Raw genomic sequence first — 15,739 nt, 5'->3', positions numbered from 1 at the left:
GGACCCCCGATTCTCGTCATCAGGGGTCCTGTTTTTTAGTTGTCGGTTGAAATTTGCGTCATTTGTGATAAGGTTCAGCGGAATTAATATTCAACTATACCGCCCTTAGCTCAATCCTCAAGCCGCCCTGAATGTGCGCACATCGGCGGCGATCTGTCCTCGCCCTGCCATTTTGAAGAGGATGCTGCCGCTTCTGGAACGAAGGGCATTTAAGATTTTATGCCGCCAGTAGAAAACAGTAGCTACATAAAATAATCTTCCAGTCCGGCTGCGATCGCTTCCGCCGCTTTCTTCTGGTAAGCGCTTGTCCGGACGACTGCTTCATCCTTCGGATTGGATAGAAAACCTAGCTCCACTAAAGTTGAGGGCCTGCCGTTCTCACGAAGCACATGGTAATTACCGTGTGAGACGCCGCTGCTCTTCAAGTCGGTTATTTGTCGAAGGCGGCTTTCGATTTTTCTTGACAGCGTCAAATCCTTCGATTGAGAATAATAAAACGTTAATGTGCCGGAGTTCGACTTTAAGGACGAGTTGTAATGAACACTGACGAACGCATCCGCGCGGTTCTTCTCGCTAACGGCAACTCGTTGGGAGAGCTCAGGCTTATCCTTGTCGTCATTCCTTGTCATGATAACCTTCGCCCCGGCTTGACGCAGCATATCGGCCAAGTAACGGGAGGTCGACAAATTAAGCGTCTTCTCCATACTGCCGTACTTCTTGCCGATAACTCCATTGTCGTTCCCGCCATGCCCCGGATCAATGACGATCACTTTCCCCTTTAGACCGGACTGAACGGATGGTTGCTTCGTAGTCTCTGCCTTGCCGGCTTGATTGCTGCGCGGGGCTGCATTCGACTGCTTGTCCGTTGACCCGGCACTCAATCTCTGCAAATATTGCCCCGCTACCCACCCGGTCGTACGTCCGGATGTGACCTTTGCCCAACCGAACGACTCCTGGGAGATCGAAACAACGTCATTCCGCTTCAAAGAACCGATGACAGAAGATTGAGCATCCGCTTTACTGCGCACATTCAACGATTGGACCGCTACTTTTGCGCTTTTGGTATCTGCCGCTTGCACTTTGTCCGAATAGGGCCACATCATGGCGAACAGCATCGTACAAATGATGGCTGCTTTTATACGGTTTCGTTTCATTGGCCCCCCTCATCAACGCGAAGATGTCATTATACGAATACTTTAACATGATAAATTAGGCAATAAAAGTTTATATTTTCCTATTTTTCTCTCTCGGGCGTCATTTTCCGATGTCACAGATCAGAGCCTCTCATCGTTATATATGCAAAACGTAAAAGGAGCTGAAGGAAAGATGAATCGATGAAGTGATGCTCCCGAAAAATTTGTTTACAAAAAACAACAAAGGAAGGTTGATTCCACATGACAGGTACGGAGAGTAAGAAACAAGAAATTTTAAAAGCTTACCAGTTCAGATATGCTTTTGGCCAGACAAGGCATGAGGCATGATTCGGCTCACGTGATCAAAATGATGAAAGACATTCATCATATGCCTGAAGAAGTTGTGCAGCATCTTTCCGGTCACTATAAATCCTTCATTGAAACAGAACTCGAAGATAATGATCGTCTCATATTTGAATGGGCAAGCAGACAAACCTATATAGCATTGGGAAACATGATGACGGCCGCGTCTGTGTAGAGGTTCGGCATGCATCCGCAATGAGGGCAATGAGAAGGTGGAGAGTTTGTCTCCACCTGAATGAGAATATCGTGTTCATCTCTAAAATATTAAGAACCGATAAGCGCGGAAAGTTAAGAATACCCATATGGCTACCTTTATTGGGAGAGCTGTGGCGAGCAGGCCCATTTAGAAAACAGGCAACCGCTTTTCGGTACTCGATCGCTTAGTGATCTCTGGTTTTTCTGGAATGAGTACGTAACCCGCCTTGTCAGACTCAAGTCTCTCTCGTATACATGTTCTGATCCTGCAATCGAATCAGCACTTTGCCAAAACGTCCTCCCTCCTGGATGACTACTTTGCCGGAAGGATATGCTTGCTCCAAATAGTCGGCAATTATGTTTCGATTCTGCTCATCTACAGGCAGACGGTGATGGCGGAGCCAAGTCATCGCTTCTTGCAACGCCGCTTCTGTGGTGACTTCCGTCGTTTTCGTTTCCCGCGTGATTAGCGATTCGTAAGCATAACCTTTAAGATACAGCAGATGCAGTAAATATCCCATTTCCATATGTTTCGGATGGAAGGGCTGACCGGTGACGAGCGGCCAGATTTCATTCACTAGGCTGTGCTCCGCAGGACTTGCCGGCATACTGATATAACAGAACTTCCGAGCGCAAAGGAGTATCTTTTCCACGCTATCCCAATCGTGAATGACCGGGCTCATCGAGACGAAGACGAGATCGAAGGCCTGGTTCCAGCCTCTGGCCTGCACGTCAATATCTTCAAACTTCTCGGGTACAATCTTTACCTGGTCTTCAGCGAACTTCGAGATGTTTTCTTCCAACAATTCGATCAGCGGCGGAGAGGTCTCTACGGCCGTTACCCGGGTCCCTCGCTCCGCAAACGGCACTGAGAACACTCCCGAGGCGGCGCCAATATCCAAAACAGAGGCATTTTCGAATCGAATTCCTTGCTCTTCAAGCCAGTTCATGATTCGTTTGGTTCGTTTTCTTCCCTCTTCGTTAAACGATTGTTCGTTGAAAGACTTAGCTTTATGGTCAAAAGATCTGGAGGGATCGATTCCGGCCCTTCTCATCTTGTTTGCGGCGGTATCGGAATCGTCTTTCCACGCTTTTTCCCAAATGGCTGCATTGAAAAAATCGTTCATGTTCATTCCCCACTCTTTCCTTTTGGTTTATGGATTCCCCTAAACGGACGGTCAGTCTCATGCTGCCGCCTGTTCATGCTCCGGCGATTTCCCTTTACGGAGGAAGAGACCGAGCACTAACGCAACGAGTGCGATGAAGACGCCGATCCAGAATGCGTTGTTGATACCAGCTGCCAAACCCTTGGCTATTTCCACCGGAGACTCTGGATCGCTCACTTTGCTCAAGTACTGTTTCTGTCCGCCCGACATAATACTGATGTACAGGGCAGTACCGATTGCGCCGGACACCTGCTGGAGCGTGTTCAAGATCGCTGTCCCATGTGGGTGCAGATGGCGTGGAAGCTGGTTAAGCCCAGCTGTCTGTGCGGGCATCATGACTAGAGCGATGCCAATCATCAGCGCGATGTGCACGGCGATGAGGAAGCCGTTGGTCGTCGCTTCGTCGAATCGGGTGAATAGCCACAACGAGGTGACGGCAACTGCAAGTCCGGGGATGACAAGAACGCGAGGCCCAAACTTGTCGAACAACTTGCCTGAGATTGGAGCCATGAGCCCGTTTACAATCCCCCCGGGAAGCAGGATCAAACCGGACTTGAATGCCGTCATCATCAGCACGCCCTGCATAAACATGGGAAGCATGATCGCCGACGAGAAGAACGTCATCAAAAGCACGAATAGCAGCACCGCAACAAGCGCGAATATGGGATACCGGAATGCCCGTACATCCATGACAGGCTCTTTAAGCAGCAGCTGCCGCCAGACGAACAATGCCAAGGCGACGCCTCCCGCCGTAATTGTCCAAATCACCTCCGGCACCGCCCAACCGAGTTCGCCGGCCTTGCTGAACCCAAAGACAATTCCGCCGAAGCCAATTGTTGACAGTCCGATGGATAAGAAGTCTACCCGCGGTTTCGTGACCTCTGACACGTTTTTCAGGACAGCAATCCCAACGATAATCGAGAGCAACGCAAAGGGCAGCACAAGGTAGAACAGCCAGCGCCATGAAAGCCCGTCAACAATCAAACCCGAAATGGTCGGACCGATCGCCGGCGCGAACATGACGACGAGCCCTAACATCCCCATTGCGCCTCCCCGCTTTTCCGGCGGATAAATGGTCATGATTACGTTCATTGTAAGCGGCAGCAGCATGCCGGTCCCTATCGCCTGAACAATCCGCCCTACCAGCAGCATGCCGAATTCCGGCGACACCGCCGAGACGGCCGTACCGACGAAGAACAGACTCATCGCTGACAGAAACATTTGCCGGGTCGTGAACCATTGCTGCAATACCGCCGTCACCGGAACGAGCACGCCAACAATGAGCAAATAGGCGGTGGAAAGCCACTGGACCGTCGTCGCAGACACGCCGAACGATTTCATCAATTCGGGGAGGGCATTGCCCATTAGCGTCTCATTCAAAGCGGCGACGAACATTCCGACGATCAGTGCGACCATGATCGGACCGCGCTTAATATTATTTAAATCGATCATAAGTTTCTCCTCCAAGCTGTTGTATTTAGTTCATTGTTGATGACCGCGGCGGTAAATGCGCCCATCGAAGCCGCAGCTATGGCCTGATGCAGTCGCGATGCTGCATCCCCGGCGCTATAGACACCTGGAATGTTCGTTTTTCCGAAGTCATCGACAACGACCGCCCCAGCTTCCGTGATCTGGCATCCGATAGTTCGCGGCAATTCCGATCCCGTAACCAGTTCCGGTTTGAAAAAGATTCCCCTGCATGGAACGCTTGTTCCGTCTTCAAGAACGACTTGCCGCACAATTCCGTCATAAGAGTCAATGTGCCGGATCGGCAAGTCGAACAGCGGTACTTGATTTTGCTGGAGTTCCGCGCGCTCGGCATCCGTCAGTTCATCAGGGCCATTCGTGCAGACGGTAAAACGGTTCGTCCATCCGGATATGAGTGGAGCGAAATGCATAAGCTCAGCCCCCTTCGTAATGATGACAAGCGGCTGATCCCTTAACTCCCAGCCGTCGCAATACGGGCAGACGAAGGCGCTTTTTCCGTATACCTCCGCAAGTCCCGGAATGTTGAGCGGCTGATCCTTCATGCCGACGGCAAACAATATTTTTGTGCTTGTAAAAGTTTGTCCTTGCTCTGTCTCAATTTGAAACTGTCCGTCGGTTCCCGCGATCGACACCGCTGTATCCGCCACGAATGATACGGAGGGATAGGCGCTGATCTCTTCCTTCGCAATTCGCCGAAACTCGCCCGGACTGATCCCGTCGCGGGTAAGAAACCCATGGACCTCGCGAGTCACAGTGTTGCGGGGACAACCTTCATCGATCACCACCACCTTTTTCCTTGCCCGCCCAAGCACCAGGGCGGCGTTCAACCCAGCCGGTCCTCCGCCAATAATTGCCACATCAAAAAGTTGTTTTTCCATCGCTAATATACACCTCTATAGACCTATGATATCCATAATAAAGGCGCAAGAAGTGTATTACTTCTTGTTTGCCTCACGGTTGCAACGCTTGAATGCCTTATCCAATACCGACTGAATCGTATGTTCCCGCAAGTATTGGTACAGATGCTGTTCCGCGCCGTTCATCACTTTCTCAACCAAACATTCGTTTTTTTCCAGACGTTTCTGATCCCGCTGTGCAGCCCCCTCTTCCGCTAACAACCGATGCTGCCGCGAACTCGAATTCGAGCATTCGAATAGCTGCTGCCTTCCTTCAATCACTTGAATCACATCAAGAAACGTAATCTGATCCGCCGGCCGTGCAAGCTCGTAACCACCGTTCACTCCCGGCACAGCACGTACGATTCCATCCTGCCTCAGCTTGGACATGATTTTGGATAAATAGCTTTCGGAAACACCAAGTGTCCCAGATAATTCCTTGATCCCGACGTTGTTGCATCGCTCCGAGTGTCCCAGATGAATTAAGGCGTGTAGGGCATAATCTGTACTTTTGGAGAACTGCATGTTCCCCCCCCTCCTTCTCAAGGTTATTATTAACATAGATCTATGTTATCCATAATAAATGATTCAATTCCAATTTGCAATGATATAATATGTGAATCCCTAGCGGCTTCTTGGCATGGTTCCATTAGGGTTAACATTGTTTATAGTCCGAAGCTTGCCAAACTGGGACGCAGCGTGTAAAATTTTGATGATAATGATTATCATTATTAATCAAGATTTTAGGGGGATTTGCTTTGAACAAGCATAGATTGAACAAGGTTCGGCTGCTGGCTGCAGCCATGCTGCTTTTGCTTGCAGGACTTTTATCCGCGTGCGGGGGCGCTGCGACGAACTCCGCTTCCGGGAATAAGCCGTCCGAAGCCCCGGCATCCGCTCAAACCGCAGAGAGCGGCGGCGAAACCATTACTTATTCGGCTGCGAACGGAGAAATCAAAGTTCCGAAGCATCCGAAGCGCGTCGTTATTTTGGCGACCAGCTATGTGGGCGATTTTTTGGCGCTCGGCATCAAGCCTGTGGGCATTCCGCAATTGGCGATTGCAGCTTCTGGACTTCGGCAAAATGACGGGCAACGAAGACAAAGCGAAAGAATGGATTGCCTCCTGGGATAAAAAAATTGCCGAAAGCAAGCCCAAAGTGGAGGCGGCTGTCGGGGATAAAACCGTTTCGATCCTGAATCCTTATGCGAAAGGCATTTACGTGTTCGGGCATAATTTCGGACGGGGCGGCGAGATCCTTTGCGGCGAATTCAAGCTGAAGGCGCCTCAAGCGGTGCAGAAAGAAGCCATTGACAGCGGAACGGGATGGGCGTCCATTTCGCTCGAGAAGCTTCCCGAATATGCGGGTGATTATATTTTCACAAGCCCGTGGTCGGGCGATACGGCCGATCCGAATATCGTGTATGGCAACGCCATCTGGAAAGAGCTTCCGGCTGTGAAAAACAACCGCGTGTTCAATATGGACCCCAAGGGCTCTTATTCCAATGACCCGATCTCGCAGGAAGCGGAACTTCAATTTATTGTAGAAAAGCTTACGCAAAAGTAAGCCGGCTGTGGAGGCAGGGGAGCGATTCCCCGCCGCAATATTCTTTTGGTAATTGTTATGATTGTAAATCATTGTATTTTCATGTTATATTAAGGTTATTCTAATCTGAATTTCAGGTAATGCTGCTAGAATGTCCTGAGTATAGTTATTTGGCGATCTCCTACACTACATATTGTAGTGTTGACGACTGGGCATTGTGTGCAAGATGCAAGTGAATATTTTTTTGCAAATATGCACTACGTTGTGTAGTTTTCGGGGAGGGGATACTCCAAAACAGCCGATTCAGTCCAAAAACGTACATGAGATAAAAATAGGAGGAATGAAGATGAAACTAAAAGTGGCGGGAGTTGTAGCAGGAGCGATTATCGTATTGGGAGGAGCTTATTACGCTTATGATTATTATGCCGGCAATCATGTGACGATTCAGGAGGCGGTTCCTGCTAGCGCGGCGGCTTCCCAGGGCGGCGCGGCTTCGGCGGCGGTAGATGCGGGAAAATTAAACGGCGACTGGACCATTCAGCAGAACTCGAAGGTATACTTTTCCGTAACTACATCGAAGGAAACGGTAAATTTTGAAAACGGCACGGTCAAAGGGAACTGGGTTATCAACACCACCGATCCGTCGAAAATGAGCGCGGAAGCCGCCGTAGGCATCGATGCCCTGCAGTCCGGCAATTCGCAACGGGACGGCCATATCAAAGGAGCGGACTACTTGAATGCGCAGTCGTTCCCTGAGGCCAAGTTCACGCTCAAGTCGATCGACAATTTCCCGAAGGAATGGAAAGAAGGGGAGAAGGTTTCTTTTGACATGAAGGGAACCCTTACGGTTAAAGATAAAACCAAAGACGTCACGTTCAAGACCGATGCCGTTTACAACCAAGGGGTTATTAACCTGGGAGGCAGTACGGTCGTGACGTTCGCCGATTTTGGCATGAAGAACCCTCATACCGTCGTTTTGGATACGCAGAACGATATAAAAATTACGCTGAGCTTGATCATGGGGCAAGGCAAGGCATAATCTCTATACAGGCAGCAAGCCGAAGGAAGGACACCGAGGGTGTCCTTTTTGGCGTTGCGGGTATCTGTTCCATATTCGTCATGGCGGACCGGATTGGCTGACGGCGGGGTATTCGGTTTTGCGGAATAGCATCCGGGATATGGGAGAGCATAACATTAATGACTCCAGCAGGAAAGGGTTGTTCGATGCATGGCGGCTAACATCGTGTTATGGTCTTGTCTGATTGTTCCGTGGCTCTCCCTGTTTTTTCTGGATGGGAAAGTGATTCGCAGGTATGTGCCAGCGGCTTTGTTTGTGACCGTCATCAATACGATTCTCAGTCAGCTCGCCTGGACATATCATTGGTGGACGATTGACAAGCCGCTTTTTACGTGGTCCAAGGTGATTGATTTTCCTGTCGTTTATTGCGCTATTCTGGTGGGAACGATATGGATTTTTACGTATACGTTCCGTCGATTTTGGCTGTATGCGCTTGTGAAAGTGATCGTCGACGCCGTTTTTGTGTATGGCCTGGGCGTGTTCATTGAAAACATGCGGCTGATGTCGCTGGGAACGATGAGCAAATTGCAGTTGTACTTGCTGATGCTTGGCGTATCGGTTCTCGTTTACCTGTTTCAAATGTGGTACGAGGGCGATGACGTGGAAATCACGCTGGGAACGGTGAAAAGAGTGAGAATTTAAAAATGCCCCTGCGGCTGAGGTTATGTAACAGGCTGTCCTATCGGGTCGTTGACCTGCGGGGCGGCCTTATTTGCGTTGAATTTCGCGATAATTTGTCGGGTATCCGACATTTTTAGGTTCGTTTTTATGATAATATATTAATAACATATCGGAATACTCGTATTTAAAAGATGGCAGATCAAACATGCATGAGGTGATTCATCCTATGGACCAGTATAACGACATTGCGGATTTTCAGGAAAAGGATGCTGCCAAGGAAGCGATCGTCGAAGTTTTTCGGAAATACGGGACTCCCCAGGCCTACAGGAAAAATGAGTTTGTATTCCAGGAGAACGACGCCCCGAACGGCGCTTATTATGTCGACTCGGGGTTAATCAAAATTTCCCAATCCTCCGAGGAGGGGCAAGGGATTACTTTGTTTTTGCGTTACGAGGGGGACATTTTCGGCAATGCGGAGATTTTGACCGGTCTGAAGCGCAAACGGTACGCCAGGTGTTTGACCGGCAGCCGGATCATAACGCTCGATTCGCGCAAGTTCGTAGAGCTGGCCAAGGAGAATGCGGAATTCTCCTACTCGTTGGCCGTCCTGGGGGCGCGCAGGCTGCTGCAAACGCAAAAAATGGTTGAAACGCTCATCTGCCGCCCTGTGGCGTGGAGGCTCGCCTGGTTTTTGCTGCAGCTCGGCAAGCCGGCGGACGAAAAGCTGGAGGTGCAAGTGCACCTCAGCCACGAGGAAATCTCGTACGTCATCGGGTGCAGCAGACAAACCGTAACGGAGACGCTGAATAAATGGCGGGAACGAGGGCTTATCGACTATGCGAAAAAGAAGATCGTCATCTTTCGTCCGAGCCGGTTCTTTTCCGACATCTAATATGAATTCTCTTGGGAGGCGGCGGCATGATTACCGTTGATAATGTGAGCAAAGTTTTTGCGCAGCGCAAAGGCAAGCCGTATACGGCATTGGACCGGATTTCGTTAACGATTGAAAAAGGCGAGTTCGTTGCCATTGTAGGGCCTTCAGGCTGCGGAAAGTCAACTTTGTTGAACTTGATAGCCGGCTTTGAAGCCGCCGATGCCGGAACGATTACGGCAAACGGGGAAAAGGTCGGCGAGCCGGGCCCGGGCCGCATCGTCGTATTTCAGGAGCACGGCTTATTCCCGTGGCTGACCGTGCTCGATAATGTGGCATTCGGCTTGAAGCAAAAGGGAATGGCCAAAAAAGAGCGATACGCGCTCGCTATGGAACAAATCCGAGCCGTGCATTTGAGCAAATTTGCGGATCGTTATCCGCATGAGCTTTCCGGCGGCATGAAGCAAAGGGTAGCCATCGCCAGAGCTTTGGTCATGGACCCGGATATTTTGCTAATGGATGAGCCGTTTGCCGCGCTGGACGAACAGACCCGGTTCATTTTGCTGCAGGATTTGGAAGAAATTTGGCTGAAAACGCGCAAAACGATTCTTTTTATTACGCACAACATTCGCGAAGCCGTCACTTTGGCCGACCGGGTGATCGTGATGTCGACACAGCCCGGCACGATTAAAAAGCAATTTCTCGTGCAAGCGGCGAGACCGCACCAAAGCGGGGACCCGCTCATTCATTTCCTGGAAAATAAAATTATGGAGGCTCTAACCGATGAGCTGGAGAAGGTCGTCAGAGAGGAGCTCGGAGATGAGTACAGCATTAAGAAGGATACTGTTCCTGATACTTCTGCTGACAGCATGGGAGTTGGCATTTAGGATGTTTCAGTGGGGGTGGAAGTTTCCTTCTCCGCTGCAGACGCTCCAAGCTTTTTATGACGGATTTACGCAGGGGCATTTGCTCGGCGCTGCGCTTGCCAGTCTTGGACGCCTGCTGATCTCGTTCCTGATTTCGATCGTGCTGGGGACGACGCTCGGGTTTTTGTTTGCGCGTTACCGGTATGTGGATGAGACATTCGGCTTCCTGGTCGTAGCGCTGCAAACCGTTCCGAGCATTGCCTGGCTGCCTTTTGCCATCATTTGGTTCGGTCTTACCGATACTTCCGTTATTTTCATCACGGCGATAGGGGCGACCTGGACGATGTCCATGGCGAGCCGAACGGGCATCCTGAATATTTCCCCGATTCATCTGCGGGCCGCTCGGATGCTGGGGGCGGGCAACGGGTTCCGCATGTTTTTTCAGGTCATGCTGCCTGCGGCGTTTCCCCACTGGATAACCGGCATCCGCGTCGCTTGGGCATTTGCGTGGAGAGCGCTGGTCGCGGGAGAGCTGATCGCCAAAGGTTTGGGTCTGGGCCAAATGCTGCAGGACAGCCGCGGGCTGGGGGATACGGCAACCATTTTGTGCATTGTGATTCTGATTGCGGTCATCGGGACGATATCCGATCATTTTTGCTTCAAACAGCTGGAAGACCGGATTGTGCTGCGGTTTCAGCTCAAACAATAAGTCATTCAGAGGGGGATTACGGATGAAACAAAGAATTCGGCTTATAGGTCTGGCGCTGCTCATATCGCTGGCCGTTTCGGCTTGCGGACAAAGCAAAGAGGCGGCTCAGGCTCCGGCAGCGGCGGCTAATACGACCGTCAAAATCGGCATTTTAAAAAATGTGACTCACGCTCCCGGATTTATTGCGCTGCAAAACAACTATTTTCAACAAAGCTTCGGCAAAGATGTCAAAATTGAAGTTACCGGCTTCGACAACGGCGCCGATTTCGCCACCGCGATCGCTACCGGCCAAATCGACCTGGGATATGTCGGTCCGGGACCCGTCATTAATCAATATTTGAAAAGCAAAAATATCCGCGTCATTTCCGGCGTCAACAACGGAGGGGCGGTGCTGGTAGCGCGCAAAGACGCGGGCATCCGCTCGGTCAAAGACTTGGCGGGCAAAACGGTGGCGGTTCCGGCCAAAGGCGGCACGCCCGACCTCTCGCTCCGCTTGCTGCTCAAGCAGGAAGGCTTGAAAGTGACCGCCGATTCGTCCGGCGTACAGGTGGTGACGCGGGCTCCGGCAGATACTCTGGTGGCGATGCGCCAGAAAGAAGTGGATGCGACATTGACGCCGGAGCCGTGGGGCACGCAAATGATCCGGGAAGGAACCGGCGAGATCATCGTGAATTGGGATAAAATCCCGCCGAAAAACGGGAATTACCCGCTAACGATTCTCGTAGCCAGCGACAAATTTATTGGCGAGCACCGGGATTTGGCCAAAAAAGCTGTAAAAGCCAACTTGGAGAGCATTCGTTTCATTGAGCAGAACCCGGACAAATCCTATGCGCTGATCAGCGACGAGCTGAAACAGCTGACTGGCAAAGGGATGGAAACCGGACTTATCAAGGCGGCGCTTGATCATTTGAAATTAACCGAAGAGATCGCCTTGGTGGACATCAATGAGCAGGCCAGAACTTCGTTCGATGCGGGCTATATCAAAGGCGTGAAGGCGGAGGAGCTGGATTTCGGCAAATTTCTCGATTTGTCCCTGCTGGATGAAGTGAAAAAAGAAAAGTAATCGAGTCCAAAAAGTACTGATGGAGGTCGTTCATTTTGCAAATTCAACCGCAAGAAAACTTACTGCCGGATTATCACGATCATCTGAAAATCGTCATTTTGGGCACGGGTACGCCCCGCGCCTTTTACGGAAGAGCCAAAGCGGGCGTTGCCGTTCTGGCCGGAGACCAAACTTTTCTGGTCGATTGCGGAGGCGCGACGGTAGACCAGCTCATCAGGGCGGGCATCATGCCGCAACGAATTTCCGACGTTCTTTTTACCCACCATCACAGCGACCATAATTCCGGATTTTTTGATGTGTTCATCACGAGCTGGCGTACCCATGTGATCGCGGATCGGGTGTTCGAGGGGCGGAAAGGGCCGATGAACGTGTATGGGCCGACGACCACGAAAGCCATTATCGGCAAAATGAGAGAGTCGTTCGATTTTGACGCGAATCTGCGGGTCAGTTACAACGTCTCGTCCGGCGCCGGGGCTGACATTCGTTATTTTGAAAGCAACGAAGGCGTCGTCTATGACCGGGAGGGCATCAAGATTACTGCCTTCGAAGTCGATCACCGGCCGGTCTACCCGGCAGTGGCTTATAAGTTCGAGTACAAGGGCAAAGCCGTCGTCATTTCCGGAGATACGATCCCCGTGGCAAATATGGTCAAACACAGCAAAGGCGTCGACCTGCTTGTGCACGAGTCGTACAACAAGGCATGGCTAGACGCGCTCATCGCCAAATTCCCGGAGCAGGCTGTCGGCCTCTCCAACCCGGCCAAATACCACTCGACTACGCTGGAAGTCGCCGAAATCGCCAGGGATGCAGGGGCTCGGCACCTTGTCCTCACCCACCACATTCCCGCGCCGGCCGCCACAGAAGAGGCGGAAGCCGAATACACGCAAGGGATGCGGGAAATTTACGAAGGCCCGATCACCATGGCAAGAGATTTAATGGCATTTGAGCTTGTCTAACGGATGTGTCCGCAGGACAGCGCAGCTTGGCTCAAGTAGCCATCCAATAACCCTCCAATTCATTTCGATTTGGAGGGTTTTACCAATATCATTATGATAAACAGTACGGATTACCAGGAGAATGGATTAAAATTAAAAATATGGTATTAAAGGGGAGATTAAAGTTGCTGTAGGAGCAAGGGCAGTCGCGGTCGTTTGTTTTAGCTGCTTGGCAAAGCGGAGAAGGCCCGCAAAGCACGGGAGAAAGTCTGCAAAGTACGAAGAAAGTCTGCGAAACGTGGAGAAAACCTGCAAAAGTGCAGTTTTTTGCTCGCTAATATGTCTGTAGCGAAAAATTCCTGCAAAAGTGCAGGCTTTACCACCCAAACTCGCGCTCAAGCCTACCGTGGCCGGAAATTCCTGCACAATTGCAGGCTTTTCCGCCAAACAAGCCGTTTCCAACGAAAAAGCCTGCACTTTTGCAGTTTTAAGCCGCTTCAAGAACGGATTGCGCGGTCTTTGGCGGCAAAACGAAGCATGTGAGCACCACCCGTGCTTTTATTCTCGTTCTTGCCTCTCCCGGCGTGCGTCGCGGCGCTGCACGCCGGGGTGGTCAGACCCCATGCCGGTGGAAACTGATCTGGAAAACCCAGGAATGCCCGCTTCCAAATTGTGCTATAGCGTAGGTAATATGCGATTTGACTGGAAGTGTGGGAATGGAAATGCCAAAAATGAGAGCGATTACAATCGGTGCGGCGCTTGCAGTCGCAGCCGCCGCCATCTGCATTTGGCGGCCGCAGGGAATGGAGGAGGGCCGAACGAATTCGGCCGGCACCCTGCCCGAGCAAACGTCCAGCAAATCGCCGATGCAAGCGGCTGCCACCTCGCCCGGCACCCCGACAGCGCAAGCGCCCGGCGCCCCGCCCGTACAGGCGGGAGCCCAGCAAGCGCCAGCCGCGAAAAAAAGCCTGGGCGAGCTCGTCCGGCAGTATGGTGCCCTGCGGCTGGCCGATGTGCACAATCATGATGCCGCGGAAGGAACTACGCCCATATGGCGGACACATGGAAGCGGACTTCGGTGGATCGGGTCGTCCTGTTCGGGATTCACAGCGTTGAACCCGGAGAGCGCGAACAAGCTGGAAGATTTCGTGCCCGTCATGAAGCAGTTCCCGGATCGCTTCATGCTGAGCACTGATTCCGGGTTTGGGCTGGCCGGCGAGGAGGCGGCGATTGAGGCGATGTATCAATTGATCGACCGGTTAGGTGATCAGGAGCTAGCGCGGAGAGTCGCTTACGACAATCTGGATGCGATCATCCGGAATGAGCCTGCAACTAGGACGCAGAAGGAGGCAATTGCCAAAAAAGATCCGGCTCGCGGCGTATCCGGGGTATCCAAGCTTGAGGCCGGCAAACTGCTTTGGGGCGCGGAAGCCGCCAGGCAATAAAACGTTGCCCTGCAAACCGCGTATTTCTGGTTTTCCAAAGAATCGTATTTTAAAAAAGCGCTCTACTGATAATCCGACAAGGAGCGGAACCATGGAAACAACAGACTCGACGCTTGGAAAAGAACGCATTGAAATTGTCGATGTCTCCGCCGCTCAAACTTCAAGTTTCGAAGCAGCTCTGCCGCCTCTGCTTGCTCTTATGGATAAAAGGAAACATAGCATTAGAACAATGGAAGCCGATAAATACGGATAATTCAAGTCGACATCAAAAAGAATTCCCGCAGCAATCGGTCCGGCTATATTCCCCAGGCTGGTGTAAGCCGAGTTCAGGCCTGCCACGTAACCTTGCTGCTCCTGGGCCATATGAGACATCTGCGTGCTTATGGCCGGCCGCAAAATGTCGATAGACAAAAACACGATAAAAGTAACCGCGATGATCGTCCAGTAACTGTTCACCCAAAGCGTCAGCAGCACGGACAGGGCGGCTACGATCAAACAGAAAGAAATCACTTTACCGGATCCGAACCGGTTCAAAATCCAGCCGAATGCGGTTGCCTGCACAACGGCGCCGGCTACGGAGCCGAATGTAATAATAAAGGCGATGTCTTTTGGCGTAAAAGCGAACTTGCGGTCTACAAAAAGCCCGAAAACCGTCTCATAATTCGCCAGCCCGAAAGAAGTGACGAACACGATGATTAAGCTCAAAAAGTAGGGTGCCCGGAATGAATGCAGCAATTGCGTCATCAGGCTCTGTTTTTTCACTTGCACAGGTTCGGGCTCTGCGGACCGCCCTGCCGGCAGCGATTCGGACAAAACGATCGCCGTGATGATCGCTGCAACAGCGCCGGCCGCCGCCGCTGCGTAAAAGGGCACGCGGATTCCAAATTCAGCGATGAATCCCCCAATCCCGGGGCCAATGATAAAACCGGTCGTTATCGCCGCAGTAATGAATCCCATTCCTTTGGCCCTCTCCTCCGGGGAAGTAACATCGGCCGTATAGGCCATGACCGCAGGCATGATGAGCGCGGCGCCGATCCCTCCCAGCATTCTCGACGCATAAAGAAGAAAAGACGAACTGGCGATTCCGAATATCAGTTCGGAGATGGCGAAAATGACCATGCCGGCGACAATAATCTTTTTCCGGCCTAAAGTATCGGATAGCCTGCCGGCCATAGGGGAAAATAACAGCTGAGTCAGCGAAAAAGCTGCAACCAGCAAGCCGACTGTACTTCCGTCGATATGAAGTTCGTCAATAAAAGTGGGCATAATTGGAATGACGAGACCGATTCCCGTAAAAATCAGGAACAGGTTGATCATTAGCAGCAGTAGGGCTCCCTTGTTTTTTATTAATAATGACATGAAAAA

14 protein-coding genes and 1 pseudogene are annotated in these 15,739 nt (G+C 51.3%); 9 read left to right on the top strand and 6 right to left on the bottom strand.

Going from position 1 to position 15,739, the window contains the following annotated elements:
* Positions 1 to 242: 242 nt before the first annotated feature.
* The 5 genes from AC3G2T_RS07515 to AC3G2T_RS07495 form a co-directional block, all read right to left on the bottom strand.
* Entirely contained in the window at positions 243 to 1,154 is a 912-nt protein-coding gene (locus AC3G2T_RS07515; RefSeq protein ID WP_474682468.1) for an N-acetylmuramoyl-L-alanine amidase family protein, read from the bottom strand.
* Positions 1,155 to 1,927: 773 nt separating this feature from the next.
* Positions 1,928 to 2,818 (bottom strand): class I SAM-dependent methyltransferase, encoded by an 891-nt coding sequence (locus AC3G2T_RS07510; protein ID WP_488435160.1) that lies wholly within the window; start codon positions 2,816 to 2,818, stop codon positions 1,928 to 1,930.
* Between the two features lie 57 nt (positions 2,819 to 2,875).
* Entirely contained in the window at positions 2,876 to 4,309 is a 1,434-nt protein-coding gene (locus tag AC3G2T_RS07505; protein WP_474682469.1) for an MDR family MFS transporter, read from the bottom strand.
* Entirely contained in the window at positions 4,306 to 5,223 is a 918-nt protein-coding gene (locus tag AC3G2T_RS07500; protein WP_488435053.1) for an NAD(P)/FAD-dependent oxidoreductase, read from the bottom strand. The genes AC3G2T_RS07505 and AC3G2T_RS07500 overlap by 4 nt, the downstream gene beginning before the upstream one ends.
* A gap of 57 nt (positions 5,224 to 5,280) precedes the next feature.
* A complete protein-coding gene (locus AC3G2T_RS07495; RefSeq protein WP_488435052.1) occupies positions 5,281 to 5,766 on the bottom strand; it encodes an RrF2 family transcriptional regulator in 486 nt (161 codons plus the stop codon).
* 278 nt (positions 5,767 to 6,044) lie between these two features.
* Here AC3G2T_RS07495 and AC3G2T_RS07490 point away from each other — a divergent pair.
* From AC3G2T_RS07490 to AC3G2T_RS07450, 9 genes and pseudogenes are all read left to right on the top strand, one after another.
* Positions 6,045 to 6,807, top strand: a pseudogene (locus AC3G2T_RS07490) (ABC transporter substrate-binding protein).
* A 325-nt stretch (positions 6,808 to 7,132) separates the two neighbouring features.
* Positions 7,133 to 7,825, top strand: coding sequence for a YceI family protein (locus tag AC3G2T_RS07485; protein WP_474682472.1), 693 nt, complete (start codon positions 7,133 to 7,135; stop codon positions 7,823 to 7,825).
* A gap of 189 nt (positions 7,826 to 8,014) precedes the next feature.
* On the top strand, positions 8,015 to 8,506 hold the full coding sequence (locus tag AC3G2T_RS07480) for a hypothetical protein (RefSeq protein ID WP_488435051.1): 492 nt from the start codon (positions 8,015 to 8,017) through the stop codon (positions 8,504 to 8,506).
* Positions 8,507 to 8,711: 205 nt separating this feature from the next.
* On the top strand, positions 8,712 to 9,377 hold the full coding sequence (locus tag AC3G2T_RS07475; protein ID WP_488435050.1) for a Crp/Fnr family transcriptional regulator: 666 nt from the start codon (positions 8,712 to 8,714) through the stop codon (positions 9,375 to 9,377).
* A gap of 26 nt (positions 9,378 to 9,403) precedes the next feature.
* Positions 9,404 to 10,243 (top strand): ABC transporter ATP-binding protein, encoded by an 840-nt coding sequence (locus tag AC3G2T_RS07470; protein WP_474682475.1) that lies wholly within the window; start codon positions 9,404 to 9,406, stop codon positions 10,241 to 10,243.
* A 1-nt stretch (position 10,244) separates the two neighbouring features.
* Positions 10,245 to 10,931, top strand: coding sequence for an ABC transporter permease (locus AC3G2T_RS07465; protein WP_488435049.1), 687 nt, complete (start codon positions 10,245 to 10,247; stop codon positions 10,929 to 10,931).
* A gap of 22 nt (positions 10,932 to 10,953) precedes the next feature.
* Complete coding sequence (locus tag AC3G2T_RS07460) at positions 10,954 to 11,994, top strand: ABC transporter substrate-binding protein (protein ID WP_488435048.1); 1,041 nt, start codon at positions 10,954 to 10,956, stop codon at positions 11,992 to 11,994.
* Between the two features lie 35 nt (positions 11,995 to 12,029).
* Positions 12,030 to 12,950, top strand: coding sequence for an MBL fold metallo-hydrolase (locus AC3G2T_RS07455; protein ID WP_488435047.1), 921 nt, complete (start codon positions 12,030 to 12,032; stop codon positions 12,948 to 12,950).
* Between the two features lie 695 nt (positions 12,951 to 13,645).
* A complete protein-coding gene (locus AC3G2T_RS07450) occupies positions 13,646 to 14,374 on the top strand; it encodes a hypothetical protein (protein WP_488435046.1) in 729 nt (242 codons plus the stop codon).
* A gap of 153 nt (positions 14,375 to 14,527) precedes the next feature.
* Here the strand turns inward: AC3G2T_RS07450 and AC3G2T_RS07445 are convergent, their stop codons facing one another.
* A complete protein-coding gene (locus AC3G2T_RS07445; RefSeq protein WP_488435045.1) occupies positions 14,528 to 15,733 on the bottom strand; it encodes an MFS transporter in 1,206 nt (401 codons plus the stop codon).
* Between the last annotated feature and the right edge of the window lie 6 nt (positions 15,734 to 15,739).

It is taken from the genome of Paenibacillus sp. sgz302191 (assembly GCF_057749925.1).
This window is presented reverse-complemented; position numbering and strand designations above follow the sequence as displayed.

Excerpts from the sequence above, each read along its gene's own strand:
- AC3G2T_RS07515 (WP_474682468.1), bottom strand. The coding sequence starts at position 1,154 with ATGAAACGAAACCGTATAAAAGCAGCCATCATTTGTACGATGCTGTTC.
- AC3G2T_RS07510 (WP_488435160.1), bottom strand. The coding sequence starts at position 2,818 with ATGAACGATTTTTTCAATGCAGCCATTTGGGAAAAAGCGTGGAAAGAC.
- AC3G2T_RS07505 (WP_474682469.1), bottom strand. The coding sequence starts at position 4,309 with ATGATCGATTTAAATAATATTAAGCGCGGTCCGATCATGGTCGCACTG.
- AC3G2T_RS07500 (WP_488435053.1), bottom strand. The coding sequence starts at position 5,223 with ATGGAAAAACAACTTTTTGATGTGGCAATTATTGGCGGAGGACCGGCT.
- AC3G2T_RS07495 (WP_488435052.1), bottom strand. The coding sequence starts at position 5,766 with ATGCAGTTCTCCAAAAGTACAGATTATGCCCTACACGCCTTAATTCAT.
- AC3G2T_RS07485 (WP_474682472.1), top strand. The coding sequence starts at position 7,133 with ATGAAACTAAAAGTGGCGGGAGTTGTAGCAGGAGCGATTATCGTATTG.
- AC3G2T_RS07480 (WP_488435051.1), top strand. The coding sequence starts at position 8,015 with ATGGCGGCTAACATCGTGTTATGGTCTTGTCTGATTGTTCCGTGGCTC.
- AC3G2T_RS07475 (WP_488435050.1), top strand. The coding sequence starts at position 8,712 with ATGGACCAGTATAACGACATTGCGGATTTTCAGGAAAAGGATGCTGCC.
- AC3G2T_RS07470 (WP_474682475.1), top strand. The coding sequence starts at position 9,404 with ATGATTACCGTTGATAATGTGAGCAAAGTTTTTGCGCAGCGCAAAGGC.
- AC3G2T_RS07465 (WP_488435049.1), top strand. The coding sequence starts at position 10,245 with ATGTTTCAGTGGGGGTGGAAGTTTCCTTCTCCGCTGCAGACGCTCCAA.
- AC3G2T_RS07460 (WP_488435048.1), top strand. The coding sequence starts at position 10,954 with ATGAAACAAAGAATTCGGCTTATAGGTCTGGCGCTGCTCATATCGCTG.
- AC3G2T_RS07450 (WP_488435046.1), top strand. The coding sequence starts at position 13,646 with ATGGAAATGCCAAAAATGAGAGCGATTACAATCGGTGCGGCGCTTGCA.
- AC3G2T_RS07445 (WP_488435045.1), bottom strand. The coding sequence starts at position 15,733 with ATGTCATTATTAATAAAAAACAAGGGAGCCCTACTGCTGCTAATGATC.